The organism is Corynebacterium kroppenstedtii DSM 44385, from assembly GCF_000023145.1.
Taxonomy (GTDB): domain Bacteria; phylum Actinomycetota; class Actinomycetes; order Mycobacteriales; family Mycobacteriaceae; genus Corynebacterium; species Corynebacterium kroppenstedtii.
In genome coordinates, this window is record NC_012704.1 from 466553 (window position 1) to 492969 (window position 26417).

The following is a 26417-nucleotide window of genomic DNA, read 5'->3' on the forward strand; positions in this document are numbered from 1 at the left end:
AATGATCGGGCGAGAATGAGGAGAAAGAAATGACGATGGGCATTGTGAAAGGGGCTGGTGGCAGTCATAGTGAGACAACACATCACAGGCAGCATCACACCAGCGTCCCGCAGGGGCCGAACACCCGCGAGAACACCACAAAGTCGGGTCTTCGTGCCCAGGTTCAGGGTTTCCCGCGCGGAAAAGAACTAGTTGGATTCATAGCCCTATTACTAGGCTCAGCATTCCTTTTCATGTGGGAACTGGACAACAACAACTATGGCAACGACTTTTATGCTGCCGCTAGCCAAGCCGGCTCAAAGAATTGGACTGCATTTCTTTTCGGTTCATCGGACTGGGGCAACACCATTACCGTAGATAAAACTCCACTATCATTGTGGCCCTCAGCTTTAGCCATAAAGATCTTTGGCTTAAATTCATGGTCCGTCCTGGTGCCATACGCCCTTCTTGGTGTGGCTTCCGTTGCCGTCCTGTGGGCTACGGTCCGGCGCTATGCCGGGTCGACAGCGGCCTTCGTGTCGGGAATTGTGCTGGCTATCACCCCAGTTGCGGTGCTGATGTTCCGCTTCAATAACCCCGATGCGATGCTCGTCCTCCTTATGACGTGCTCGGTCTGGGCGGCCATGCGTTGCGTGGAAACCGGTAAATGGCGCTGGGCCGTGTTAACCGGCGTCTTCGTCGGCCTTGGTTTCTTGGCTAAGCAGGGCGAAGTTTTGCTGATCATCCCCGCGCTCGTTGTTCTCTTAGCGGTGGTTTCCCCGCGCTCCTGGAAAGTGAAGCTGGGGCAAAGCCTCGCTACCGTCGCCGCCATGGTCGTTTCCGCTGGTTGGTACATCGTGGCCGTCGCGTTGTGGCCGTCGTCGTCACGGCCCTATATCGGTGGCTCGACCAATAATTCTATTTGGGAATTGACCCTTGGCTATAACGGATTCAGCCGGCTCAGCGGCAACGGAAGTGCCCCCGGCGGTGGCTCAGGTGGCGGTCCCGGTGGTGCAGGTGGCAGCGCAGGCCAAGCAGGAAGTTCAGCTTCCGACGCTGCCCAGGGCGCCGCTCAGGGTGCAGCCTCTGCTGCCACTAACGGCATGGGTCAGGCTGGAAGCTCCGGGCAGATGGGTAACATGCCGCAAGGCGGATCTCCAGGTGGTGGTGGCCATGGTGGCCCGACGTTCTCTGGTGAACCGAGCATCCTGCGACTGTTCAATGAGCAGTTAGGTGGCCAAGCTACGTGGCTATTCATTGCAGCGCTGATCGCCCTCGTGATGGGGATTGTGCTGTGCGGCCGAGCTCCTCTGAAAAACACGAAACGGGGTCTTTACATCGGGCTTGGCGTCTGGCTGCTCATGTGCGCCGGGACCTTCAGCTTCATGGAGGGCACAATGCACCAGTATTACACCGTGGCTATGGTTCCTCCGATGGCTGGACTGGTCGGCATGGGCGCGGCCGATGCATGGCAGCACCGCGACCGCCTGTGGGTTCGTGCCGTGAGCGCCGTCGCTATCCTCGCATCCGGTGTGACGGGATTCGGCGTCCTTCGTCGTGCGTCCGATTCATTCCCGACGTGGTTACCGTGGGCTATTCTCGCCGCCACCGTCATCGGTGCAGTAGGATGGTTCGCTTTGCCGTGGATGTCTGCGGCAGGGGCTCGTCGGCACGCTGACGGATCTGCGTCTTCGATTTCCGCACGTGCTCTGTCGTTCCGGGTAGGCGTCGTCGGTATTGTTGCAGCAGCGATGCTTGCCGGCCCGAGCGCGTACAGTGCGTACACCATCGCCCACGCCAATACCGGTTCAATGGTCTCGGCTGGGCCGAAATCCGATTCCGGTATGGGAGGCCCAGGTGGCGGCGGTCCCGGTGGCCAAGGTGCCGACGGACAGGGTGGCGACGAACAAAATACTGGCGACGGCCAGCCTGATGCTGATGGTCAAAACAATACCGACGGCCAAAGCGCTACTGATGGACAATCCAGTGCGGACGGACAAAGTGCCAACGGCCAAGATGGCGCTTCCTCACCTGGCCAGGCGTCCAGTAACGGTCAAAACGGCCGACCTGACGGCACTCCACCGAACGGTGGGAATGGTCAGGGTATGCCCGGCGGACCTAACAGTGCTAACGGCACCGATGGCACTGGCACGACGTCGGATAACTCAAGTAACGGTATGCCGGGTGGCTCGTCGGATGGATCGAATGGATCGTCGGCTGCAGGTGGTAAGCAGGGTGGATCGTCGTCACCGGGTGGTCCGGCTCAGATGACGGTCAGTGACACTCTGAAGAACAAGCTGAAGGAAGATTCGGACAAGTATAAGTGGTCCGCGGCGACGATTGGTTCTCAAGGTGCAGCCAGCTACCAGTTGGCTACGGATACGGACGTGATGCCGATCGGTGGCTTCAGCGGCAGCGATGATGCGCCTACGCTGGACCAGTTCAAGAAGCTGGTCTCGGAGAAGAAGATTCACTACTTTATCGCCGATTCTGGTCAGGGCGGCGCCCCTGGTGGGAACAATGAGATCACGTCATGGGTGAAGGAGCACTTCAGTGCTACGACTATCGATGGCGTGACCGTTTACGACCTCACCCAGGAGAAGAGCTCATAACGCTCTGTGATTGCAGGCGCTCCAGCTCCCGCCCCGGGTACCATTGAGCGCCTCACCGAACGCGCTACTGAATCCGCCTCGAGATCGGGTTTTGCGACACAAGCGGCTGAGGGGAGTACTCGGCGCGCAGATTACGCAGCGTCTCCGCGTGCTCGGCAAGGCGCTTATCTTCCTCCGTAGTGGGGGTGAAGTGGCGCGCAGCCAGCGGGTTCCCGTCCTCGTCGATACCCATATAAGCGGCCGAGGCGTGAATTGCTAGTTTCATTCCGCTCCGGCCTTCCCGCGGGTCACCGGCATAAACGTGAACACTCGTTTGCATCGAACGCGTGTCGGTGCGGATGATCCGAGCGTCGGCTTCAATGAGATCCCCAATCTGGATCGGCCGATAGAACCGGATCCCGCCCGCATAAACCGCGACAGTGCGATGACCAGCAAACTCCATCGTGCAAGCGGTGGCTGCTTCGTCGATCCATGCCATCGCGGTACCGCCGTGGACTTTGCCACCCCAGTTGACGTCTTGCGGTTTTGCCATAAATCGGGTGACCAGCTCAGGGGCCGTGGAGTCCTCCGTGTACGTCTGTTTCAACATCTCGTCTTCGATGGCTTTACGGAGGTCGACGCGGGAGAGGGCGGCGTCGCGGACCCGGATCTCTTCATCCGTGGTGGGGGTCCAGGTGGGGACAGGGATGGATTTCCCGTGCTCATCCAAGGCGACGAAAATGACCAGGCAGTCGCAGGCGCGGCTGAAGGAGCCGTCGCGCGGGTCGGCGGAGAAGACTTCGTTGACAATGTGCATCGACGATCGCCCCGTGTAGGCGATGGTGGATTTCACCTCGACGAGGTGCCCTGATGGGATCGGCCGGGTGAAGTGAATATGCCCGACGTATGCCGTGACACAGTAGGCCCCTGACCAGCCGACGGCACACGCGTAGGCAGCTTTGTCGATCCACTCGAGGACGCGCCCGCCGTGCACACCCATCGCGCCCGCGAGCAGGATGTCGTTAGGGGCTGCGAGGAACCGGAGTGTGACGCTGTTGTTGCGTCGGCCGGTCGCGTGGGGCTTCTTGGCCGTCGCTCCGGATTCTGCGGTGTCAGTGGTGTGTCCTGTGTCCTTGGTTGTCATGGTTTCCTTTATTGATGAGTCGGTGCTTATGCGGGTCCCGCTCAGCGGGCAGTGAACTATGTAACTCTTGCATTGTAAGGGTTGGCGATACAGTTAGTGCGTGACCAAGAGAATTGATGCGCAGCAGTTGGTGGCGGACCTGGAACAAGTCAGGCCCTGGGCGACGGACCCACAGAACGTCGAACGCCCCCCTCGGAGTGTGATCGCTCGCGCGGTCCGCACGAGTCTGAAGGCGTTGGAAGCCGACGCCCCCGGGCATAGCGTGGAAGTTCGTGTTCCTCCGTTTGCGGCGGTGCAGTGCATCGAAGGCCCACGTCATACTCGGGGGACACCGCCGAATGTGGTGGAAACTGATGGCCTCACGTGGATTCGGCTCGCGCTGGGCATCGTTGAGTGGGAGGACTGCAGCTCCGAGGTCGAGTTCTCCGGTTCTCGCGCGGCAGAGGTGTCGCGCTGGTTGCCTCAGGTCCGGTAACGGTTGGCACCCCTCCTGCGCTCCGCATCGTGGGGATTTAGTTGGGAAAACCAGCAATTGTTATTACAGTGGGGGACGTGTCGCGCACTGATTGTGTTGATCCGTGGTGTGTAGAGGCCAATGCCCCCACCTCGAGCGAGCCGTTCACGACCGGGCCCTGGGAGGCCGATTCCGGTGTACCTAGTGGAGGATTCGCACCAATCAACCTCGACGATCGCGGTGAAACCGAGCCGCACGAAGAGTGTGGCGTTTTCGGGGTGTACGCGCCGGGGGAAGAGACCGCGAAGCTCACCTACTACGGTTTGTACGCCCTGCAGCACCGGGGGCAAGAAGCCGCGGGAATCGGCGTCGGGGACGGACAGCAGATCCTGGTCTTCAAGGACCTCGGCTTAGTGTCGCAAGTTTTCGACGAGCCCACGTTGTCGGCCCTCAGAGGCCATGTGGCCATCGGTCACACGCGATATTCCACGGCTGGCGGTGTCCGGTGGGAGCACGCCCAGCCCATGTTCCGCACGGCCCGCAGCGGTGGCGACGTCGCCCTCGGGCATAACGGAAACCTCATCAACCAGGGCGAGCTACGTCGGGAAGCAGCAGCATATGGCCTGATTGACCCCGCGTCAGACCCCACCGACTCCGACGTCATGTGCGCGTTGCTCGCGTACTACCACGACGAGGACACCTCGCTGATCCAGTCGGCCCAGGAGCTCCTGCCACGCCTTCGCGGCGCCTTCTGCCTGACCTTCACCGATGGCGAAAAGCTCTACGCCGCTCGCGATCCCCACGGTGTTCGCCCTCTCTGCCTGGGTCGCCTGGAACGTGGCTGGGTTGTCGCGTCGGAAACCTGTGCCCTGGATATCGTCGGTGCCCGCTTCATTCGCGAGATCGAGCCGGGAGAATTCCTTATTATCGACGACGACGGCGTGCACTCGCACCACTTTGCCCGCGCGCAGCATCGCGGGTGCGTGTTCGAGTACGTGTATTTGGCCCGCCCGGATTCGACGATCCGCGGCCGTGCAGTCAATGCGACGCGCGTGGAAATTGGCCGTCGTCTCGCCGAGGAAGCCCCGGTGGACGGTGATTTGGTGATCCCCGTGCCCTCATCGGGGACGCCAGCGGCCGTTGGTTATGCGCAAGGTTCGGGCATTCCCTTCGGCGAGGGGCTGACGAAAAATGCCTATGTTGGCCGCACGTTCATTGAGCCCTCGCAAACCATCCGCCAGCTGGGGATCCGCCTCAAGCTCAACCCGTTACGCGAAGTTATCCGCGGAAAGCGGCTCATTGTTGTCGACGATTCCATTGTGCGAGGCAATACCCAGCGCGCCTTGGTCAAGATGCTTCGCGACGCCGGAGCGGCCGAGATCCACGTCCGCATTGCGTCCCCGCCGGTGAAATGGCCGTGTTTTTACGGGATCGACTTCGCCTCCCCCGACGAACTGGTGGCTAATGAGTTTGATTCCGATGACGTCGTGGAGGGAGTGCGTGCCTCGATCGGCGCGGATTCTTTGGCTTACGTGTCAGTGGAAAACATGGTGGCTGCGTCGCGTCAGCAGAGGTCGGAACTGTGTTGCGCCTGCTTCGATGGCCATTACCCACTCGGGTTACCCGATATTGGCCGCAAGGCGGGTGCGGTGCGTGACCTGCAAGAGCACACCGCGCCGGGCGGGCACTGACTAGGCGATGGCAGGCCAGGCGGCGGTGCTAATGGCGCTGACGGCGACCGAAATGCTCCTTGTACTTAGGCGGCGCGTTTAGTTTTATGTCGATCGCGGTGTGCTCACTGTGATCGAGATTAATTGCCCAAGGTTATATTAATTTTAGTGAGACCGACATTTATTTAGCGAGAAAGAGATATACACAATATGAATGCTCATGAGGTAGGCAGCACAGGCAATAGCGACGACACGTCGGCGGCTAACGAGGGCATGTCGTATGCCCAGGCTGGCGTGGATATCGAGGCAGGGGACAAAGCTGTTGAGCTCTTCGCGCCATTAGCTAAGAAAGCGACCAGGCCAGAGGTTCGCGGTGGCCTCGGTGGCTTTGCCGGGCTTTTCGCCTTGGGGAAGTACAAGGAGCCGCTGCTGGCTGCCTCATCGGATGGCGTGGGCACCAAGCTCGCTGTGGCTCAGGCGATGGATAAGCACGACACGATTGGCCAGGATCTCGTGGCGATGGTCGTCGATGACCTTGTGGTGTGCGGTGCGGAACCCCTGTTCTTGCAGGACTATATCGCTATCGGCAAGGTGATTCCGGAGCATGTGGCGCAGATCGTCGGCGGTATCGCTCAGGGGTGTCAGATGGCGGGGTGCGCGTTGCTCGGTGGCGAGACCGCCGAGCACCCCGGTGTCATGGAGCCTGGCGAGTATGACATTTCCGCGACCGGCGTGGGCGTCGTCGAGGCGGCGGATGTGTTGGGGCCCGATAAGGTCCGCGATGGTGATGTCATTATTGGCATGGCTTCGTCGGGGCTTCACTCCAACGGATATTCGCTGGCCAGGAAGGTTTTGCTGGAGGACGCTGGCCTTCCGCTTGATGGGGTTGTAGAAGAACTTGACCGGCCCTTGGGTGAGGAGCTTCTTGAGCCGACGCGGATTTATGCGTTGGATTGTGTGGAGCTTATTCAGGAATGCGAGACGCACACGTTTTGCCACGTCACCGGTGGCGGACTCGTGGGAAACATGGAGCGCGTGATTCCCGACGGTCTCGTCGCGGAGATGGACCGTGCGTCCTGGACACCGAATCCCATTTTCCGGTTGATCGCGGAGCTGGGCTCTGTGTCTGATGCGGAAATGGAGAAGACGTTCAACATGGGTGTCGGCATGGTCGCCGTGGTGAGTGCGGATGAGGCTGATCGCGCTCAGGCACTGTTGACGGCCCGTCACGTGGGTTGTTGGACCTTAGGCCGGGTGCGTATTGCCGGCGATGGTGAGCAGGACCGCGCGGTTCTGGTCGGGGATCATCCGCAGGCGTAGGCCCGGGTACATAGCAGGAAGCATGCCCTGCCCTCTGGGCACACGAAAATGGCCAGCTCAGCTATGCCGCGCTGGCCTGGGTTTTCGTTGGGTTGTTCCGGGGGTGAGGTGGACTGGATGTGCCCAGGAAAGACGCCCCCAGTGGTAGTTAGCGCCAGTCGTCTTCGTCGGGCTCGTCTTCTGCCCAACGATCCCACTTGTCGTGGGAGTCTTCTTCTTCCCGTTGTCCGGTCAGTTCACGCTGGAGGCGCTCGAGGTCCATCTCAGGTGAGTTGTACTTCAACTGACGTGCTACCTTGGCTTGCTTTGCCTTGGCGCGGCCGCGACCCATGGTCTGACCCCCTTGGGTTAGCGGGCCGGTGCGGTAATCCTGCGCCGGCCCATGACGAGTTCATAGTTTCTTCCTGCCCATACCCTACCGGTTCTGAACGAAAAATTCTGCATAGGGGGACGCTATGTCGCCGACTTGTGCCGTTGTTGCAGCGCACAGGGCCCTTATTGACTAAAAATTCGGGGTAGGTGCCCGGAGTGTGAAGGTGTGGGGCGCTCCGAGTCTGGTGTAGCGACGCGCGTGGGGTGGTCGGTTCAGGGGCTTCTAGGTTAGCGCGTTTCAGTTAGCGCGTTTTCCCACGCAGCTTGTCGACGGCTTGCCGTCCGGCTTTGGGGGCTTCGTCCAGGTGAGTGGAGTCGGGATCGATGGCGAGCGTTGTGCCCTCGACCTCGAGAGTGTTCGTTTGCGTCCCCACTGCCGACCGCGACCCACCGGTTGCCCCACTGCCGATTAATTTTTCGACGATGCTCCGCTTAACGAGCCCCAACGCGATAGGCCCTTCGTCGCAGTCGTCAACGACGGTTCCGATTCGGCCGACTTTCCGTTTCCCAGAGGTAATCGCCTCACCCGGTTCGGGTCGCCGGGCTGAGTAACCGTCGACTTGAAGTTTGACCAGGAGCCGCGGCGGTCGCCCGAGGTTTTGGATCCGCGATACCGTCTCTTGCCCGCGATAGCACCCTTTGTTCAGGTGAACATAGGAGACCGTGGGCCCATCGTCGGCGGTTGCTCGTTGGGTCGGTGCATTGGCGGGTGTTCCGATAAAGGAGTCTATTTCGTGCGGTACCGTGCGATCGTCGAGGTCAGCGTGTACCTCCGGTATGACCGCTTTGATGCGTTCTGCTTCGTAGGCCATGAGTCCAGTGGGTTTCGCACCCGCCTTGATGAGCGTCGTGAAAGCGTCGGTCAGCACAGGCCTGGGCACCAAGAGATGGACAGAATTTTCCGTACCGACGAGGGGATCAGTGAATGTGATCGTTTCTTCGGGAAGCGTATCGGGCGGGGTAGTGGCCGCCAGCGTACTCGTAGCGTGATGGTCCTCTAAAGTGTGTGCCACAACTGTCGACGTGTCCGGCCCGATGACGGTAATGAGAGCGAGGTCAGCTTCGTGGACGCTGACTGCGGACCAAAAGACCATTTGCGTCAGATACGTCTGAAGAGCGTCGAAAGTGTCTGGTCCGGAGATCAAGTAGATACTGGGATCTTCGTCACGGTCCGGCAAAGACGCTTGAGGCCGCACGATAGTGAACGCGTGTTCGATGTGCCCCTTAGCGTCCAAAATCAGCCCGTGAGTGGTCGAGCCAGGGCTGAGCGCATCAATTTTCTGGCTGATCAGCGAGTTCAGCCACGACAACGTGTCCGCCCCGCTGATCTGGAGCACCCGCTGATGGGATCTATCGACAGCCCCCGCGAACCGCTCAAATGCGCGTTGTTCACCAAGAGGGTTCCCATAATGCCAGGCCACGCCGTGTTGTTGGTGCCCGTCGGGCGCGTCGGCGGCTCCGTCAATGGCGTCGAGAAGCGGGCTCTGATACGTCGTGGGAGTGGGCGCTTCTCCGGGGGTCTTGCTGGTGTTCGAAGTTTCGCGGGTGGCCACGAGTGTCAGTGTAGCCGGGAATGTGGTGGTTATCATGAAATGTTTCGCCCCGGATATGTCCCAGGGTCGTCATACAATACGGATATGTCCTCTGCTTCATCTGCGCTTCCACCGTTGTCGCCCCAGTCGCCGGGTACGAACCCCCGCTCGTTGTCTCTGTGTTGCACGCAGGTTTGGATTCGGTCGGGCGCGAGCCCCGTGTACACGATTCGTCCCAGCCGCTGTTATTTGCCGACGACCTCGCCGCGGTTCGTGGCGACGGAATTTTTGAGACGCTCATGCTCCGCGGTGGAAGTGTCCGGAATTTGGACCGGCATGCGAAGCGGTTCCGTCGTTCTGCTGCCATGTTGGGGCTGCCGGAGCCGGACCTGGATTTGTGGGGCCGCGCGACGGACTTGGCCGTGGAGGAGTGGAAGAAGCAGTACCCCGAGCTAGCGGATCGCGATTGTGGCTTGCGGTGGGTGTTGTCTCGTGGCCGTGAGTCGACGGGTCGGCCGACGGGGTGGATTACGGTGGCGCCGATGTCGGAGGAAGTTGAGCGTGGCCGTCGCGAGGGCGTGAAGGTGATGTCCGCGGAGCGAGGGTTCCGCTTGGATTTGTCGGAGCGATCACCATGGGCCTTGATCGGCGCGAAAACCCTCTCATACGCAGCGAATATGGCTGCCTTGCGCTATGCCCATGAGCATGACTTTGACGACGTCATTTTCATTTCCGACGACGGTGCCGTGTTGGAGGGGCCGACGTCCACCGTGATCGCGGTGTCTGATCGTCGCATGATGACGCCGAAGACGGACGCGGGGATTCTTGCTGGTACGACGCAAGCTTCCATGTTTGGAATTGCGCGCGAGCGTGGTTGGGAGTGTGAGGAGCGGCGGCTCACACTTGACGATCTCAAAGCAGCCGATGGTGTGTGGTTGGTGTCCTCGGTACGGGTTGCTGCGAGGGTGCTGAGCTTGGACGGATTCGAGTTTGACCGGCCGGATACAGCCGACGAGGTAGAGGAGATTGCCGCCGAAGCCGTGAGGGAGTGAGCATGCTTGCGGGATGCGTTCCAGCCTCAGTGGGTGCATCCTTAAGTGCGTCGTTTTGGCGGCCACTCAAAACTGACTTACGTGAGATGTGGCAGTCGCTCTTCTCCATTCGCTTCGGGCGTCGTCGATAATTGAGGGAATTGGTCAGCTGCCTTGGAAAATGCACGTGTTAGGTGATCCAATGTCTCCCCAGCTTGGCCAGATTTGGGGTCTCGGAGGCTGCGGCTTAACTCAATCTGCAGGACGGAATGTCCCTTTTTCTGCAGGTAATCGGTCACGGTATAGCCGGACTCTGCCTCAAATTTATCCTGCGACACATGACCATCAAACTCGTCTTGCAAGGCGCCAACGATCGCATCTGTCGATTCCGATGGCTCGTCACCGGTGCCGGCAGATACAGGTTCGTCCAGCGAAGAATCTTTCATCCCATGAATTTCAACGATGACGGCATTCTTGGGGAGGCGGTCGATGATCCGTGTGAACTCGTCATCCCTCGTACACCAATTCTTATTCCAGTCGGAAACCTTGCCCGTCGTTGTTAACGATGACGCGCCTACGCGGTCGGCCACAATCTCGGTAATGCCACCGGTGTACAGGTCAGCCGGTTTCCGCTTGCCATCGCGAATCTGGGTTGTGGCATGAGGGGCGATTAGTACAAGAGGTGAGGTTGCTGTCCTATTCACCCATCGCACTGAATCGGCCTTTCCAGCGCCATCGTTGTGATTGGACTGGTACTTTTCATTCCGTTCGATAAGCTCTGCAGTCCCCGAGTTATGGGTTGTCGTGGATTCCGAAGTCGCGAGATCGGGAGTAGCAGGTTGAGCCGTCGCTGAAGCCTCGGATACAGGTGACGCGTCAGAAACAGATGCCTGTGCCGAGCCTAGATTCCGTCCGCTTACCGCACCATGAACAAGAAACGTGCCGGCAAGACCGAGAGTCAGCCCCAACGCTATCCCTAATCTTTTGTTACCTAATGAGGGGCCGCGTTGGTCTGCGGAGTGGTGGGTTCTTCTAGTGTGCGCCTTGGCAGACTTCGTCGAATTGGAACCGCTTGTTAGAAGCTTTTCCGGTGACAGATGCCCGCAAAGAGACTGGCTATGAAGGGGTTGATGATGAATAGGTTGATTATTACGCATACCTAGACAGTAACTCAGAATCGGCACTGGCAACCAGTGTTTGTGATCGGTGTGACTCCGCCACATGGGCTGCATTTCCACTGCTTAAGGGCTTTCAGCGGGTTTCGCAGCCCCGAGAGTCACACCGATGGACTACACCTCAACCTGCCGCACTTCCTAGGCCGACCACACGTCCAATACTCATCACACGTCCTAGGCCGTCGCCTCCGCCTTTTCTTGTCGCGTCGCCCATTCCAGAAGCTGGAACAGGTTTTGGTAATTCTGTCCGGTTGCCTCGGTCATCCCTTGCTCGCACGTTCGGTTGATCGATGCGTAAGCAGAGTATGGCCGCTCATTAACCTCATGCGCTTCCGATCGCGTTGCGCTCTTCGTTAGCTCAGGGTGGAGCATCCCGCGGTCACCCGCGTACGCGCAGCAACCCCAATGCTTCGGCACCGTCACATCCCGGGCGACAACGCGCCCGATCGCGCACATCTCGTCGATAAGACCTAAATGAGTTAGAGAGCATGTCGGGTGGAGGACCAGAGAATCCAGTTGCCGGTTCGCTTCCACGTGGGGGAGCAGATAGCGCACACAGAACTCGACGGCATCCATCACCTGCACGTTCTCCCACTTAGGGTCGCAGGCTGCGGCCTTCTTAACAGTGTCCCGCATGACTTGAATGCCCTCTGTACAGGAGGCAGCATCGCACACGATCGGCAGCCGGCCTTCCTCCGACGCCTCCCACAGCCCAGAGAGCACGCGCTTGCGCATGACCTCGTAGCCCTCCAGCATGCCCTTGGACTTCCACGGCGTACCGCAGCACATGCCACCAATACCTTTCGGGGTGCGCCACGTGAGCCCCGCGCGCCTCGCTACTGCCTCGAAAGCCTTGGTCGCATTCATTGCTCGCTTTCCGTCACCGTCGATGCCGCCGAACATTTCGTTGACGCAGGCGGGGAAGAAAACAAAATCCGCGTGGTCGGTGGAGACATCATGACGCAGAGGGCCACCTTGGGGCAGCGCACTCTTATAAAGAGGCATCGTGTCATCGCCGACCACCTTCCGCGCAACCCGCGTGGCAGCCGTCGGCAAGGACGACGGGACAGCATGCGCGGCAGTCATCGCCAGCGAACCAGCCCTGGCGCCCAGGTTCCACCCGTGTGCGGCCGCCTTCCAGCCCTTCTGTGCAACACTGCCAGCACTTTCTGTGCGCAGCTGACGGATCAAATCGCCCGTGTTGATCCCCACGGGGCACCGCGTGAGGCACATCCCGTCCACCGCGCACGTATCCTGCCCGTCGTACTGCCACCGCTCCTGCAACTCCGTGGCCAGCTTTGTGTCCCCGCGGTTCTTCGCTGCAGCAATTTCACGACGCACAACAATCCGTTGGCGTGGCGTCAACGTCAGATTTCGCGACGGGCATACCGGCTCGCAATACCCACACTCGACGCACCGATCCGCCACCTTCTCGATCCGGTCAGCCACCTTCAGATGCTCGACGTACTCATGCGGATCGTCGGTAATAATAACCCCGGGATTGAGCATTCGTTTCGGATCAGCCGCATCCTTAATCCGACGCATAATCTGGTACAACTCCGAACCAAATTGGCGCTCAATAAACGGAGCCATAATGCGCCCTGTTCCATGCTCTGCCTTTAGTGAACCGTTATAACCCAGAATGACATCAACCATATCCTCGGTGAAACGCTGATATCGCTGAAGTTTCTTTACATCCCTGAATTGTTCATTTAAAAGGAAGTGAACATTGCCATCTTTTGCGTGACCGAAAATAACAGAACCGGGATAATCGTGGTTTCGGAAAAGATGCGTGAGATCATCGCACGCCCGGCCCAAATCCTGGACCGGCACAACAACGTCCTCCAGCAATGCATTCGTTCCACTTGGCCGAGCTCCAGCAACGGCCGCATACAAATTGTTTCGCGTTGCCCACAAGAGATTTCGTTCTTTTCTATCCGATGTCATCTCGTGGGGCACCGCCAAGGGCATTGCTTCAAGGTGGGGGAGCGCAGTCGAATACCGGTCGTGCAGCTCGTCGTCGCTGTCCCCGGTGAACTCCACCAGCAGCGCAGCGTGATCCTTCACGTCAATTTCGCGAATTGAACGTGCTACCGATCCTGTCCGCTGTGCAACCTTGAGACTCGTCGCGTCCAACAACTCAGCAGTCTGAAATCCATCCGCGACCAATTGAGGAACTGCGGACGACGCGTCGATCAAATTAGAGAAAACCAGAAGCCCAGTAGAAACTCGTGGTTTTACTTCCAAGGTATTAAACGTAGCCTCGGCGATATATGCCAGAGTGCCTTCCGAACCAATTAAGAGGTGCGTGAAAATATCGAGCGGGGACTCATAATCCAAGAACGAATTTAAGCCATATCCCATGGTGTTCTTCATCGAGTACTGGTGCTTGATTTTCCGCACCAACTCAGGGCTAGACGTAATCTGCCGACGCATCTGAACGAGAGCCTCAAACAACTCTGGCTCCTGCGTGCGGAACTGTTGCTCAGCATCGTGGTCAGCTGAGTTAATGACAGTTCCACTAGGAAGAATAAATACCAAGGAATCCAGCGTCTGATAGGTATTGAATTGCGTACCGCAATGCATCCCTGACGAATTATTCGCGACCACGCCGCCAATCGTGCACGCACTTGACGACGCGGGATCTGGACCCAGCTTCCGTTTGTATAGCGACAGATAGGCGTTAACCATTTGGATCGTCGCGCCCGGCTGAACGCGCACCTTGCGGCCATCATCCAGAACCTCGATGTCTTGGAACCGCCGGCGGGTATCGACCATCACCGCGTCAGTCGTCGCCTGTCCGGATAGGCTGGTTCCTCCAGCTCGGAAGCTGACCTGTAGGTTGCACCGGTCAGCAGCCGCCATGATGCGGGCGACCTGGTCGGCGCTGTCGGGGCGCATGATTCCCTTCGGAACGAGCAGGTAGTGCGAGGCATCGTGTGCCTGCGCGATGCGGGACAGTCCGTCGTACGCATAGTCGATATGTTCCTTGCCGTCCGACTGAAGGGTGTTCAGAAAACGCCGGAATTGTGGGTCCTCATCGGCGTGGGGATGAGTGATGGGGGAGTCCGCCTCCGTGACAGGGGTTGAGGTCGGATCCATATGTGTCGTCGTCATGATCCTTAGTCTAGGAACGCAATCCCAAAATCCGTGCACCGGTGAGCATGGATCGTGGCACGTCACACCCATAAATGCTTCATGAAAGTGGGTCCAGCTGCCGACTACGTATCAGTAGCCGTTTAGCGGTTCGGCACACATGATGAGTCCTTCGCGAGATATTTTCCGCCATTTGGTTGACAAGTCACTACAATATGAGCAATATAGTTGATGTGTCACATAAAGTGATGCGGGCGCAACGCGTCAAGCGGTTAAAAAGGAGAAAATAATGTCCGACCTGTCCACCATTAACGGAACCTACGACATTGATGCATCGCACTCTCGTTTAGGATTCGTCGTTCGCCACGCCATGGTCACGAAAGTTCGCGGATCGTTCTCGGACTTCACCGGGGAAGCCTCTGGCGATGCATCCGATCCCTCGTCAATAAAGGTCAATGTGACGGCGCAAGCTGATTCATTTACCACTGGTAACGAAGACCGTGATAAGCACGTCAAATCAGGTGATTTTCTGGATGTGGAAAGCAACCCGACGTTAACGTTTACCTCCACCTCGGCGGAGATTAAAGGAAACACGCTGGAACTTACCGGTGACCTTACTATTAAAGGAACCACCCAGTCTGTGACGATTCCGTTCGAATTCGGCGGCGAGGCTAAGGACCCATTCGGCAACGTGCGCGTTGGGTTCGAAGGCGGCATCACCATTTCTCGAAAAGACTTCGGGTTGTCCTGGAATGCGGCTCTGGAAACTGGCGGAGTTTTAATTTCCGACGCCGTTGCGCTGGAATTAGAAATCAGCGCCATAAAGAAGTAAGCGCAACCAGGAAACAATAGTTAGCGAGGGCGCTTAACTAATCATCGCTGGCGGAATGCCCGTCGGGGAAATTTTGCCGATGTTGTTAGCCTGTGGCCGACTGGCACCGGTGGCACTTTCTCGCCATTCCCTGTAGAAAGGCGATATGGCTACTAAAGTAAAGGAATTTGTCCAACGGTACGCAACCAAGACCGACGAGAACCGGAAGCCAACCCCCGATCCGGCGGAGGATAACGCCTTCTTCCCGTCGGCATACTCTCTTGAGCAATACACGGCAGAGACCACCGATTTCTCCGGGCTCGTCACCGAGGACACGTACACCGGTGACCGGTGGAAAATCCTCGTTATTGCAACCGAAGAGCGCTACATGCCGATGCAGAATGGCACTTTCTTCTCTACCGGCAACCACCCCGTGGAAACACTTCTTCCCCTCTATCACATGCACAAAGCCGGTTTCGGGGTCGACGTCGCGACTATCTCAGGCAGCCCGGCGAAATTCGAATGGTGGGCGTTCCCGTCGAAGGACGACGCCGTCAATGATGCATGGGATGCAACGAAAAGCGCCTTTAAACAGCCCAAGAAGCTGAGCGACGTCGTTGCGCAAGGGCTCGATGATTACGCTGCGGTGTTCATCCCGGGTGGGCACGGCGCCATGAACGGTGTGCCATCGGATAGCTCAGTAGGCGAAGCACTGCGCTACTTCCTGAACAATGATCGGCTCATTATCACGCTGTGCCACGGGCCAGCAGCTCTTCTCGCGGCGGGTAACGGCTCCGACGAGAATCCTTTCGCCGGATATAGCGTCGTGGCTTTTCCGGATGCCCTCGACTTCGGCGCCAATATTGAGATCGGTTATCTACCTGGTGAGATGCCGTGGAAGCTGGGAGAGAAGCTCCAGGAAGCGGGCCTCACCATTTCCAATGAGGACATGTCCGGAGCGACCACGCGGGATAGGAATCTTCTGACAGGGGATAGCCCCTTAGCTGCGAACGCTCTAGGTAAAGAATCGGCACTCGCCCTGTTGGAGAAATTTAACGGCTAGCTAAAAACAACGGCTAGGCACAATTAAGTTATCGACACTGTAGCTACTCGCGGCCAAGTGATGTAGGTTAGCCTCATGATCCCCATGACCGCTCCTCGTCGCACAGTGTTCTCCCTGTGTGTCATCCTCACGGCCGCGATCACGCTATTGCTGTCGTCCCTGCCTGCCCACGCTGGTGACGCTCAGCCTCCAGCGCCCGCCGAATCACCATCCACGGACGGCCCGCTCCCAGTCATCTACGTGTCCGCCTCCAATGAATCACGGGACTCCGCGGAATCGTACGCATCTAGCTTGCGTAAGCACGGATTAGACGTTCACGTCTTCATGACATGGGAGCCTGACGACCCGACCACCAGCCCCTATGTCACCGTCAAGGGTAATTCGGCCCGCCTGGCCACCTTCGTCGACAAGCTGAAAGAAGAAACCGGGCACGAAAAGTTCGACGTCGTCACGTGGTCCCAAGGCGGATTCGTGACTCGATACTGGCTCAAGGATTTCGGCGGTGCCGATTTCGTCCGAAAAGCCGTGATACTGTCCGGAATGATCAAAGGATCGCCCCACCACGCCGATGCCCTGCGCAAAGGCCAATGCCCGCCCCCGAATGCGCGGCTTTATGTTCCCCAGGAGCTGCTCAAGAGCCCCAGTGACACCTGCCTCGAGATGTCGTCAGAGGGGGAGAGCATTCGCGCACTCAACACGCCGTCGGAAGCACTGCCGGGCATCAAGTACTACGCCATCACGACGAAACAGGAAATCAACGCCGCTCCCTATGAAATCAACCTGATGGACGGCCCGGGTGACTACACGAACATCATCACTCAAGACCTGTGCCCCAACGACATTGTCGGGCACGGTGGGCTGACCAAACTCCCATCCATGCAGGCGTTGGTGTCCAACCTCCTGAAAGACGACAATCCGACGATGCCCTGCATGGCGCCCGATTCGCCTGATGGCCTGCCGACTCTCGGGGAGATCACCCCGCCGCTGACGTCCGCGCCCAGCCTTGGTTAAGTGGCCACAAGTGCGGGGCTGCGTTACATCAGGGACGCCTACCCCGCGTGGCGAGTCAGTTCCGCCGACATACGAGGAACCATCTCATTGTCGACGGCACGCTCGTCAACCCAACCCAGGTGGTTATTCGGCATAAGCCCGTAGAGGCGCTTGCCGGGGCCCAGCGTGGAGGGTCCAGACGCGGTCACCATCGTCGAGGCTGACTGCACATCCCATTGGCGCTCAGTCGTCGGCTGGCCATAGAAGATCTCGACCACGCCGCTGGCATGCGCACACACGAATTCGATCTCATCTTTATCGTTAATGCGCCAGAAACCCGATTCGCGCTCGTCGGGGCCGGAGGCCTCGCCTTCTTTATTTAGCCTCCATGTGCGGGACTCATATGACAGGTAGTTCTGGCCGTCATGAGCAAACGTAATTTGTTGCCCAAAGGGATATTCTTCGCCCGTCGATAGATTCCGAGCTTGCCCTTCGCCGCGCCAGACCCCAACAAGGGGAAGAAGCGCCAGAAGGCCATCGTGAAGAGAAGGACCCTGGCGTAAATTCGCCGTGTCATCCGGGATAGGAAGGTCACCAAAAACAGGAATGTTCCGGCTAGCCGTCGTTTTGGCCTGCTCCGCAGCGCGATTCACGGCCTCATTGCCGTCGAGTTTGTGCTCCTGCGGCGTGCCCTCACCAGCGGAAGCGTCGCTGGGGGAGTGATCTGCCTGCCCCGCGGAACCAGTTCCGGGAACACCGAATTTTTGTGCACTGTCTTTGTCGTTTTCAGCCATGGTGCCCAGCGTACCGGAGGGGTAGGACACGTCACGCTCCCGTCCTCGCTACTCCTTACTCCGTACCTCTTTACTCTTTGTCGTTTTCGTATTTCGCTTCCTCAGGTTCCTCCCGAGCCATGGGCGCTAGATCCGACAAATTAATCGTCACATTTTGTTGGCTAGCCTGCAGGAAAATAGATCCGCCTTCGCAATAAATAAAGTCAGGACGTGCCCGTAGTGGAAGGTATTTTCCTTCTAATTGGAGGGAAAATGCTTTCTTTATTTCATCCCTAATGTCTTCTGGGATCTCTCGGCCCTTCACAACTGGGGCGTCCTTATCCCTGTTAGCCGGCCCGTCGAGAACCTCGTAGGCATCCATGGAAATAACGTCGGCTTTAATTCGCAACCGAACTGCAACTGTGGCCGGCTTATCTAAACCACCAATAGAACCACTAAACACCGAATCCGATTCCTGACCGCCGTTCGGCGCCGTATTCGCTAATCGTCGGATAGTCAGATCGGTAATCCCGAGCCGCTCGCCCAAAGCTAATCCGTCCAGCGATAGCGTTGTCGATACTGTTTCTACCGGGGCATCCTCAATTCGTCCGTGAAGAATATCGTGTGTCGACGCTTCAATATTTGTTGCCGAGGAATGGACAGTCACCAAACCAAAACCAGGAACATCGAGATCCTGAGCATCCACCGTCAGCGATGATAACTTCCCGCTCTCGGCTTCATACAAGAAAGGAAAACCGCCGGCTGTTACATCGGGTTGAACAGGCAAATTAGAGTAGTGCTGCAGTTCACGCGAGATACGCGACTCCGTCCGAGCCGCCACCAATGAATCCCCCACCCATGCGCACACAGCAAGAAACATCAGGACGATAGCGGCGATGACGCCCACTTTGCGCACCGTCCGACGGCGACGAGACCGCGCCACAACGGGCACGGAACCGGCGGGCGAGGAAGGCTGATGAGTCACCCCTACAGTTTTACCGGTTTCCCGGCTATTCATCGAACTATTCATCGAACCTACAAACGCAAATAGACTATCCGGTTCGGTCAATGGGGCGAACTGGGCTAAAGTGACCCAGTATTGAGCTGTTGAGCTAGTCAACGAAAAAGGATTACACCGTGAGGATAGCGTTACTCACCAATGCCACAAGCGTGGCCGACGTGCTCCCGCCTTTGGCGCTGTTGCCACACGAGACCGTCATTCTTCCCCCCGACGCTACGTCCTCACGACAACTTGACGACGTCGAACTCGCAGTTATCGACGTCACAGGCTCCGACCTCCTCGGCGCACGCGAGCTCTGCCGCACCGTTGCCGCTGCTCACCCCGACATGCCCGTGGCCGTCGCCATCGCGGAAACCAGTCTGATCGCCTTGGATTCGTCCTGGGCCGTCGACGAATTCCTCCTGGCCAGCGCCACGCCGGTCGAGATCGACGCGCGCTTCCGGCTCCTGCTCACCCGTCGGCCAGTCCCCGTCAACGAGATCGACGATTCGAACGTCGTTACCGTCGGTGAACTTGTCGTTGATGACGCCACCTACACTGCGCGGATTCACGGCACCCCGCTGGATCTGACGTATAAAGAGTTCGAATTGCTCCGCTTCCTGGTCCAGCATTCCGGCCGCGTGTTCACCCGAAAGCAGCTGTTACAAGAAGTGTGGGGATACGACTTTTTCGGCGGCACCCGGACTGTCGACGTGCACGTTCGGCGGCTCCGCGCCAAGTTGGGCACAGAGTACGAGGGAATGATTGCCACCGTGCGTAACGTCGGCTATAAGGCTATCGACGTTGACGCGTGATCGTTGCGTGCCCGAAACTGTGACTCGAAACTATGACTCGCGCCAGAACACCGGTAGCCTGTGCGACGAAAGCCAACCACATTCGGCCACAAGTACAGACGAACAGTACAGACGAGCAGAACCCAGAAATGAGTGAGGATTGTAGTGATGGCAGACGCACCCACGTTCAACGCACAGCCGTGTGACATCATCACGCAGCTGGTGTTAGGGCCAGTTTCTCCCCGGGTTCGCAATGCTCGACAAGCCTCAGCCGATCGCTGGATGGAAATCGAAACGATTCTGCACGAGAGCACCCGGCATGACGGCGTCGCACCGTTTTCCGAACAATTCTTGCGCGGGATGGAGGAGCCGGACCTCAATCATTGGCACGCGTTAGTCAGAGTTGACGGGCATGTGCGCGGCATTGCAGCCGTCGATCCTTCTGGCCCGGCCGTTGAGCTCGCGGTTCATCCTTCTTATCGACGGGGTGGGCTGGCCACAGCGCTGCAGCGTGCGGTGCGCGCACATGCGTCGTCGCTTGGCCTGGGGGATGAGCGTGATATTCACACCAATGGAATTGGGTTGACGTGGTGGGCGCATGGTGACCTTCCCCCAGCGCGGGCGGCAGCTGAACACATTGGCGCTACCGCTGACCGTGAGCTCCTCGTGATGGAGCTTCCCGGGTCTGTCGTCAAAGACGAGTCTGATAACAATCCCGTTGCTCAGGCAGCAGCGACGCTACCCGATGATGTCACCGTTCTCAGCTGGACGGAATCGGCACGTCGATGGGGGAAAGACGCGGTTGATGCTGCATGGCTGGCCGTCAACAATGAGGCCTTTGACTGGCACCCCGAACAAGGTGGCTGGGATCAAGCACGGTTGGATCAAGCCCGGAGAGCATCGTGGTACGACCCCGACGGCGTGCTGTTGCTCTGGGGGAGCGAGGGTGACCAGAAGGACGGAGACACCGATTCGCTTCCCCCTCTTCTAGGGTTCCACTGGACGAAATTAGCGCGCGAGGGTGACGACGAAACCGGGCGTAAAGTCGGCGAGGTGTACGTGATCGGGCTCGCGCGGAAGGCCCAAGGACGCGGCTTAGGACGCGCCTCAACTGCGAAGGGAATTCAGTACCTGGCCAGCAACGATGCGGCCTACGTCGAACTCTATGTCGAGGCGGATAACGCGCCCGCCGTTCACGCTTATGAAGCGCTCGGATTCACGGTGGTTGAGCGACACACAGCGTGGAAATTCTGAGTGTTCACTCTCTGTTCATCTTGAATCTGCTCACTGGCAACCTCCACGGGTTACTTTCAAACCTGAAACCGTATGTGTCGGAATCAGTAGGCGCCGAACGAGGCAGATGACGTCAGCCATCCGACGTGGCTCGTTCTGCTCCTCACCTGGCGAAATCCCTGAGTCCCGGAGGAAAAGTGAACAGGAAACAAGTAGGACGTGGCACTGCCCTGGCTACCATCGCAGCCGTCTCAGCTCTCACCTTGGTGGGCTGCAATAGTGATGACAACAGCGCGGACGGGGGGTCATCATCGTCCAACGGAGATTCAAACCTCTCTGGAACCACCGGACAACTCACCGCAGAGGGCTCATCTGCCCAGCAGAAAGCCATGAGCGTTTTCTCTGCGAAATACTCACAAGCAGTACCTGGCGCACAGTTCTCGTACAACAGCACCGGTTCAGGTGCTGGTCAAAAGCAATTCATAGCCGGACAGGTTAACTTCGGCGGGTCCGATTCGCCGCTTGATGACAGCCAAATGACTGAGGCGAAGGACAAGACCTGTAAATCCGACGTCTGGCAACTTCCTATGGTGATCGGGCCCGTTGCCGTCGCTTATAAGCTCGATGGCCTTGACAGTGTCGCCCTCAGCCCTGAAGTGATCGCCAAGATTTTCAAGGGCGAGATTAAGAAGTGGAATGACGACGCCATCAAGAAACTCAATGATGGAGTTAATCTTCCCGACAAAGACATCAAGGTTATCTATCGTTCAGATGAATCGGGAACCTCAGATAACTTCCAAAAGTTCTTGAAGGCATCCGCGCCGGGGCAGTGGGATTCCGAAGGAAAAGCGTTCCCCTCTACCACAGGGTCGGGAGCGAATGGGTCGTCCGGCGTCGTCCAGGAAGTCGGAGCCACCGATGGGGCTATCACATATGTCGAAGCCGGATTTGCCAAAGAGGCCAAGTTGAAAGAGGCTGCGATCGATTTCGGGCAGGGTCCCGTCGAACTCAATAAAGATACCGTCGGCAATGCCTTAGACAAGCTCACATATAAAGGTGAGGGCAACAACATGGTTGTTGATACCGACGCCCTGTTCGGTCTGAAAGAAAAAGACAGCTACCCGCTGTTCCTCACCACCTATGAACTGGTGTGCTCGAAGTACCAAGATTCGTCTACCGGTGATCGCGTCCGCGACTTCCTGACCGTCGCCATCAATGATGGGCAGGACTCGAATTTGGAAGACCAGGGTTATATTCCGGTTACTGGTCAATTGAAAGACAAATTGACCAGCGCGATTAAAGAAATCAAGTAACCCGAGGGAACGCGTCAATTCAGGCCTTTTGGATTGCGCGTTCCCCGGGTACAGCCAAGTTCAAACGTTCCAATAGACCCCAATGAGTGCAGAGACACTAATGACCACTCCATCTAGCGCCGGAGCTGCAACATTCCAGCCCGCCGGATCTCATCTTCCCTCCGCTGCTGACCAGCCAGGACTATCATCACCCAGTAACGGAGATATCCCGCCGAAGGCCCAAGATGGCCACAACGCACCAGGAAAAGTCCGCGCCGGTGACCGAATCTTCCACGGCTTGGCGACGGGGTCCGCAATGATGATCACCGTCATCATTGCTGCTATCGGAGCGTTTTTGCTGTGGCGTGCAGTTCCCGCACTACGGAACAACACCGAGAACTTCTTCACCTACAGCGGTGACTGGAATACCGCGACGACGTCGGCCATGCACTTCGGCATTCCGAACCTTTTCTTTGTCACCGTGACAGTTTCCTTGGTGGCCCTTGTGTTGGCGATGCCGGTTGCGCTGGGGATAGCGATCTTTTTAGCGCATTATTGCCCCCAGCGATTCGTCAAACCGATCGCATTTGTTGTTGATCTTCTCGCAGCCGTTCCCTCTATTGTTTTTGGTTTGTGGGGTGCCCAAGTTCTGGGGCCAAAACTCGGAGGCTTCTACGAATGGATTCATTCCTGGGCAGGCCAGTTCATTCTTTTCAAAACCTTTGCTAATTCCCCAGCTTTCGCAACAAGTAGAAACCTGTTGACCGGTGGGATCGTCCTCGCCATCATGATTCTCCCCGTGATCGCGGCAACGGCCCGAGAAGTTTTTGTTCAAACTCCGCAAGGTCACATTGAATCTGCCTTGGCATTAGGGGCAACCCGATGGGAAGTCGTCAGGTTGACCGTCTTACCTTTTGGCTTTTCGGGATATATTTCCGGAGCCATGCTGGGGTTAGGCCGTGCCCTCGGCGAAACAATGGCCCTGTACTTAGTGATCTCACCGAGTTCAGAATTCCGCGGATCCCTCTTCGACGGTGGCACGACGTTCGCCACGGCCATTGCGAACGCCGCTCAGGAGTTTAATAACAACATTCAGGCGGGAGCCTACATTTCGGCTGGCCTCGTTCTTTTCCTCTTAACGTTCGTCGTCAATGCCATTGCCCGGGCCATTGTGGCGAAGAGATAAACACAGAGATAAGCCCCGACCCGACACACCAGCTATCAGTTACACAAAGTAGGGAGCGCCACGATGTCACACGCGGTCTCATCGCCAGCATTACAACCACATATTTCTCCGCATCAAAGAATCGAAACCTCCACGACCTTTACTGCTATTTCGACTCGTCGAAAAGTGACGAATAACATGGCGCGGGTTCTCGTCTTTGCGACGGTGATCGTCGCGTTTATTCCGCTGCTCTGGGTTCTGTGGGAGCTGGTCTCACGCGGTGCTGCCGTCACCTTGAGTTCCACATGGTGGATGAAGTCTCAGATGGGCATTATCGAATCCCAGGCCGGTGGCGGTGCGTATCACGCGATTATGGGAACGCTCATTCAAGCGCTCATAACCTCGGCGCTTTCGATCCCGATTGGTGTGCTCACGGGAACCTATTTAGTTGAATACGCAGGACAATCACGTCTGGGGAAAGTGACCACCTTTATGGTGGATATCTTGACGGGTGTGCCCTCCATCGTCGCGGCGCTATTTATCTATTCGCTATGGGTAGTGCTCTTCGGATTTGAACGCTCAGGTATGGCCGTATCTCTTGCCTTAGTTCTGCTTATGGTCCCGGTGATTATCCGAAACACCGAAGAGATGTTGCGGGTTGTTCCTCAAGACTTGCGAGAAGCGGCCTACGCATTGGGAGTTCCGAAATGGAAAACTATTGCCCGTATCGTTCTTCCCACCGCAATGTCCGGCATTATCACCGGAATCATGTTGTCGGTGGGCAGAATCATGGGGGAATCAGCGCCCGTTCTCATCTTGGTTGGATATAACGTCGGTACGAATTTCAATCCGGTCGAAGGGCCACAAACGTCGCTTCCGCTGATGATGTTGGCCATGTATAAAGCGGGAACTACGGGTGCAGCCGTCGACAAGATGTGGGGTGCAGCCTTCACACTCGTCGTCATTATTGCTGTATTGACTATTGCGGCTCGGCTTATTTCCCGTCGGTTCTCGGTCAAGTCATAACAACGTCAGTCCGGGCATTGGCGGTCCGGACAATTATCTGCACACGGTTATAAGGAGAACGGTCACGATGGCTAAGCGCTTAGATCTAGAAGATGTCAATATTTATTACGGAGATTTCCACGCGGTGCAAGACGTCACCATGCATGTTCCGCCGCGATCTGTGACCGCTTTTATTGGACCGTCGGGGTGTGGTAAATCCACCGTGCTCAGGACAATTAACCGGATGCATGAAGTGACGCCCGGGGCGTATGTCACGGGGTCGATCAAGCTAGACGGGGAAGACATTTACGATGCCAAAGTTGATCCCGTCGCTGTGCGAAACACCATCGGTATGGTTTTCCAAAAAGCGAACCCGTTCCCGACGATGTCCATCGAAGACAATGTCGTCGCGGGATTAAAACTATCCGGCGTCAAGAACAAAGCGCGTTTGAAAGAAGTCGCCGAACGGTCGCTGCGTAGCGCGAACCTGTGGGATGAGGTAAAAGACCGGCTGGATAAACCAGGTGGGGGACTCTCCGGTGGCCAGCAGCAGCGACTGTGCATCGCGCGCGCGATAGCCGTGGAGCCAGAGGTGTTGCTCATGGACGAGCCCTGCTCTGCGCTCGACCCCATTTCCACATTGGCGGTGGAAGATCTCATTCACGAGCTGAAGAAAGAATTCACCATCGTCATCGTCACCCACAACATGCAGCAAGCTGCGCGCGTCAGCGACCAAACAGCGTTTTTCTCACTCGAATCGACAGGTAAACCAGGTCGGCTCGTCGAAACTGGGCCGACACAAGAAATCTTCGAGCGCCCCAAGCGGAAAGAAACGGAAGACTACATTTCCGGTCGGTTCGGATAGCAACCCTCACTAGTAGACCGTGCGGGGCAGCCCAACGAGACACATCGCCCGCACAGGTCAGGTTGTCGAAACATACTGTCGTGAAAAAGTGACAGGGCCCATACTGCGCCACAGGCGAAGACATGAGATAGTCATAGGGGTGTGCAACCACAGCCACGCTGACCGGAAAAGTGGGGTGGTTGCGGACCGGTGTTCGCGGGCACAGCGCTCGACACAACAGGTAGCTCACGCGGACATCCAGATCAGAGGGCGAACTGGGGGTCATTCGGGCCTAGGGGAGTCCTGCAAACTTGTCAACGTAACCGCACGGTGGCGTCATGACGTGTCCCGAACAGGAGAAAACATGGGCCGACAATCAACTCCGCATATCAACCCGAACGGCGTACCCATCGCCGAAACGATCCTCCTGCCCGGCGACCCGCTCCGCGCAAAATTCATCGCAGAGACCTACCTCGACGACGCCGTCCAGTTCAACTCCGTCCGCAACGCCTTCGGATACACCGGCACCTACCAGGGCAAAGAAGTCTCAGTGATGGGGTCGGGGATGGGCATCCCCTCCATCTCCCTCTACGCCTGGGAGCTCATCCACGACTTCGGTGTGAAAAAGCTCGTCCGCGTCGGCTCATGTGGCTCACTGCAGAAGGATCTCAATCTTTACGACGTCGTCATTGGGCAAGCTGCCTGCACCGACTCGAATTTCCTGTCCCAGTACAACCTGCCCGGGGTGTATGCACCGATCGCCTCATACCGGCTAATTGAGGACGTCCGAACCCGTGCGAAGGAAGCCGGAATCACCACCCACGTGGGCAACGTCCTGAGCTCCGATGTGTTCTACAACTACCAGGACGACGTCAACCAACGGTGGGCCGCAATGGGTGTCCTCGCCGTGGAAATGGAATCTGCCGGGTTGTATGCCACCGCCGCAGAAGCAGGCGTCGAAGCGCTGGGGATTTTCACCGTCAGCGACAACATCGTGACGGGCGAGGCCACCACCGCTAGTGAACGGGAAAAAGCATTTACCACCATGATGGAGCTCGCGCTTCCACTCGCGGCGATCTAAGC

At 57.7% G+C, this 26417-nt stretch carries 22 protein-coding genes; 15 read left to right on the top strand and 7 right to left on the bottom strand.

The features are described 5' to 3' along the window. The first annotated feature begins 29 nt into the window (after positions 1 to 29). On the top strand, positions 30 to 2591 hold the full coding sequence (locus CKROP_RS01835) for an ArnT family glycosyltransferase (RefSeq protein ID WP_012731048.1): 2562 nt from the start codon (positions 30 to 32) through the stop codon (positions 2589 to 2591). A gap of 64 nt (positions 2592 to 2655) precedes the next feature. Here the strand turns inward: CKROP_RS01835 and CKROP_RS01840 are convergent, their stop codons facing one another. Beyond that, positions 2656 to 3714 (bottom strand): acyl-CoA thioesterase, encoded by a 1059-nt coding sequence (locus tag CKROP_RS01840; RefSeq protein WP_012731049.1) that lies wholly within the window; start codon positions 3712 to 3714, stop codon positions 2656 to 2658. A gap of 100 nt (positions 3715 to 3814) precedes the next feature. Between CKROP_RS01840 and CKROP_RS01845 the strand changes: the two genes are divergently transcribed. The 3 genes from CKROP_RS01845 to purM all read left to right on the top strand — a co-directional run bounded on the left by CKROP_RS01845 (position 3815) and on the right by purM (position 7158). Beyond that, positions 3815 to 4189: a sterol carrier family protein gene (locus CKROP_RS01845; protein WP_012731050.1), complete on the top strand. Its 375-nt coding sequence runs from the start codon at positions 3815 to 3817 to the stop codon at positions 4187 to 4189. 56 nt (positions 4190 to 4245) lie between these two features. After that, a complete protein-coding gene (gene purF, locus CKROP_RS01850; protein ID WP_420838950.1) occupies positions 4246 to 5859 on the top strand; it encodes an amidophosphoribosyltransferase in 1614 nt (537 codons plus the stop codon). A 189-nt stretch (positions 5860 to 6048) separates the two neighbouring features. After that, positions 6049 to 7158, top strand: coding sequence for a phosphoribosylformylglycinamidine cyclo-ligase (gene purM, locus CKROP_RS01855; RefSeq protein ID WP_012731052.1), 1110 nt, complete (start codon positions 6049 to 6051; stop codon positions 7156 to 7158). Positions 7159 to 7306: 148 nt separating this feature from the next. Here the strand turns inward: purM and CKROP_RS01860 are convergent, their stop codons facing one another. Further along, positions 7307 to 7489 (bottom strand): DUF3073 domain-containing protein, encoded by a 183-nt coding sequence (locus tag CKROP_RS01860; protein ID WP_012731053.1) that lies wholly within the window; start codon positions 7487 to 7489, stop codon positions 7307 to 7309. Between the two features lie 283 nt (positions 7490 to 7772). Next, complete coding sequence (gene ygfZ, locus CKROP_RS01865; protein ID WP_169302942.1) at positions 7773 to 9083, bottom strand: CAF17-like 4Fe-4S cluster assembly/insertion protein YgfZ; 1311 nt, start codon at positions 9081 to 9083, stop codon at positions 7773 to 7775. Between the two features lie 158 nt (positions 9084 to 9241). Between ygfZ and CKROP_RS01870 the strand changes: the two genes are divergently transcribed. Further along, the gene (locus CKROP_RS01870) at positions 9242 to 10114 is read left to right on the top strand and encodes an aminodeoxychorismate lyase (protein ID WP_012731055.1); all 873 of its coding nucleotides are present in this window, start codon (positions 9242 to 9244) and stop codon (positions 10112 to 10114) included. A 77-nt stretch (positions 10115 to 10191) separates the two neighbouring features. Here CKROP_RS01870 and CKROP_RS01875 read toward each other — a convergent pair whose 3' ends face one another. After that, a complete protein-coding gene (locus CKROP_RS01875) occupies positions 10192 to 11250 on the bottom strand; it encodes an N-formylglutamate amidohydrolase (RefSeq protein WP_148209619.1) in 1059 nt (352 codons plus the stop codon). Between the two features lie 192 nt (positions 11251 to 11442). Then, positions 11443 to 14385, bottom strand: a complete 2943-nt coding sequence (locus CKROP_RS01880; RefSeq protein ID WP_202795512.1) for an FAD-binding and (Fe-S)-binding domain-containing protein — start codon at positions 14383 to 14385, stop codon at positions 11443 to 11445. Positions 14386 to 14653: 268 nt separating this feature from the next. On the opposite strand from CKROP_RS01880, the gene CKROP_RS01885 reads away from it, so the two are divergent. The 3 genes from CKROP_RS01885 to CKROP_RS01895 all read left to right on the top strand — a co-directional run bounded on the left by CKROP_RS01885 (position 14654) and on the right by CKROP_RS01895 (position 17249). After that, positions 14654 to 15196: a YceI family protein gene (locus tag CKROP_RS01885; protein ID WP_012731058.1), complete on the top strand. Its 543-nt coding sequence runs from the start codon at positions 14654 to 14656 to the stop codon at positions 15194 to 15196. 145 nt (positions 15197 to 15341) lie between these two features. After that, a complete protein-coding gene (hchA, locus tag CKROP_RS01890; RefSeq protein ID WP_012731059.1) occupies positions 15342 to 16238 on the top strand; it encodes a glyoxalase III HchA in 897 nt (298 codons plus the stop codon). Between the two features lie 84 nt (positions 16239 to 16322). Then, on the top strand, positions 16323 to 17249 hold the full coding sequence (locus CKROP_RS01895; RefSeq protein WP_237698431.1) for an esterase/lipase family protein: 927 nt from the start codon (positions 16323 to 16325) through the stop codon (positions 17247 to 17249). 38 nt (positions 17250 to 17287) lie between these two features. Here the strand turns inward: CKROP_RS01895 and CKROP_RS01900 are convergent, their stop codons facing one another. Continuing rightward, entirely contained in the window at positions 17288 to 18022 is a 735-nt protein-coding gene (locus CKROP_RS01900; protein WP_041629099.1) for a heme-binding beta-barrel domain-containing protein, read from the bottom strand. 70 nt (positions 18023 to 18092) lie between these two features. After that, positions 18093 to 18986: an LmeA family phospholipid-binding protein gene (locus tag CKROP_RS01905; protein ID WP_169302943.1), complete on the bottom strand. Its 894-nt coding sequence runs from the start codon at positions 18984 to 18986 to the stop codon at positions 18093 to 18095. Between the two features lie 152 nt (positions 18987 to 19138). On the opposite strand from CKROP_RS01905, the gene CKROP_RS01910 reads away from it, so the two are divergent. The 7 genes from CKROP_RS01910 to deoD all read left to right on the top strand — a co-directional run bounded on the left by CKROP_RS01910 (position 19139) and on the right by deoD (position 26415). Continuing rightward, entirely contained in the window at positions 19139 to 19816 is a 678-nt protein-coding gene (locus CKROP_RS01910) for a winged helix family transcriptional regulator (RefSeq protein WP_012731063.1), read from the top strand. Positions 19817 to 19963: 147 nt separating this feature from the next. After that, positions 19964 to 21049, top strand: coding sequence for a mycothiol synthase (gene mshD, locus CKROP_RS01915; protein WP_012731064.1), 1086 nt, complete (start codon positions 19964 to 19966; stop codon positions 21047 to 21049). Positions 21050 to 21225: 176 nt separating this feature from the next. Beyond that, positions 21226 to 22341 (top strand): phosphate ABC transporter substrate-binding protein PstS, encoded by a 1116-nt coding sequence (gene pstS / locus CKROP_RS01920; RefSeq protein ID WP_012731065.1) that lies wholly within the window; start codon positions 21226 to 21228, stop codon positions 22339 to 22341. 100 nt (positions 22342 to 22441) lie between these two features. Beyond that, complete coding sequence (pstC, locus tag CKROP_RS01925) at positions 22442 to 23506, top strand: phosphate ABC transporter permease subunit PstC (protein WP_148209620.1); 1065 nt, start codon at positions 22442 to 22444, stop codon at positions 23504 to 23506. 63 nt (positions 23507 to 23569) lie between these two features. After that, positions 23570 to 24511, top strand: coding sequence for a phosphate ABC transporter permease PstA (pstA, locus tag CKROP_RS01930; protein WP_012731067.1), 942 nt, complete (start codon positions 23570 to 23572; stop codon positions 24509 to 24511). 67 nt (positions 24512 to 24578) lie between these two features. Then, complete coding sequence (gene pstB, locus CKROP_RS01935) at positions 24579 to 25355, top strand: phosphate ABC transporter ATP-binding protein PstB (RefSeq protein WP_012731068.1); 777 nt, start codon at positions 24579 to 24581, stop codon at positions 25353 to 25355. Between the two features lie 343 nt (positions 25356 to 25698). Then, complete coding sequence (deoD, locus tag CKROP_RS01940; protein ID WP_012731069.1) at positions 25699 to 26415, top strand: purine-nucleoside phosphorylase; 717 nt, start codon at positions 25699 to 25701, stop codon at positions 26413 to 26415. Positions 26416 to 26417 lie beyond the last annotated feature (2 nt).

What these genes read in the sequence shown, in the direction of transcription:
- purM (WP_012731052.1), top strand. Translation starts at nt 6,049, where the DNA reads ATGAATGCTCATGAGGTAGGCAGCACAGGCAATAGCGACGACACGTCG.
- CKROP_RS01840 (WP_012731049.1), bottom strand. Translation starts at nt 3,714, where the DNA reads ATGACAACCAAGGACACAGGACACACCACTGACACCGCAGAATCCGGA.
- CKROP_RS01875 (WP_148209619.1), bottom strand. Translation starts at nt 11,250, where the DNA reads ATGCGTAATAATCAACCTATTCATCATCAACCCCTTCATAGCCAGTCT.
- pstC (WP_148209620.1), top strand. Translation starts at nt 22,442, where the DNA reads ATGACCACTCCATCTAGCGCCGGAGCTGCAACATTCCAGCCCGCCGGA.
- pstA (WP_012731067.1), top strand. Translation starts at nt 23,570, where the DNA reads ATGTCACACGCGGTCTCATCGCCAGCATTACAACCACATATTTCTCCG.
- CKROP_RS01900 (WP_041629099.1), bottom strand. Translation starts at nt 18,022, where the DNA reads ATGGCTGAAAACGACAAAGACAGTGCACAAAAATTCGGTGTTCCCGGA.
- CKROP_RS01860 (WP_012731053.1), bottom strand. Translation starts at nt 7,489, where the DNA reads ATGGGTCGCGGCCGCGCCAAGGCAAAGCAAGCCAAGGTAGCACGTCAG.
- mshD (WP_012731064.1), top strand. Translation starts at nt 19,964, where the DNA reads ATGGCAGACGCACCCACGTTCAACGCACAGCCGTGTGACATCATCACG.
- CKROP_RS01835 (WP_012731048.1), top strand. Translation starts at nt 30, where the DNA reads ATGACGATGGGCATTGTGAAAGGGGCTGGTGGCAGTCATAGTGAGACA.
- CKROP_RS01880 (WP_202795512.1), bottom strand. Translation starts at nt 14,385, where the DNA reads ATGACGACGACACATATGGATCCGACCTCAACCCCTGTCACGGAGGCG.
- CKROP_RS01885 (WP_012731058.1), top strand. Translation starts at nt 14,654, where the DNA reads ATGTCCGACCTGTCCACCATTAACGGAACCTACGACATTGATGCATCG.
- hchA (WP_012731059.1), top strand. Translation starts at nt 15,342, where the DNA reads ATGGCTACTAAAGTAAAGGAATTTGTCCAACGGTACGCAACCAAGACC.
- pstB (WP_012731068.1), top strand. Translation starts at nt 24,579, where the DNA reads ATGGCTAAGCGCTTAGATCTAGAAGATGTCAATATTTATTACGGAGAT.
- CKROP_RS01895 (WP_237698431.1), top strand. Translation starts at nt 16,323, where the DNA reads ATGACCGCTCCTCGTCGCACAGTGTTCTCCCTGTGTGTCATCCTCACG.
- deoD (WP_012731069.1), top strand. Translation starts at nt 25,699, where the DNA reads ATGGGCCGACAATCAACTCCGCATATCAACCCGAACGGCGTACCCATC.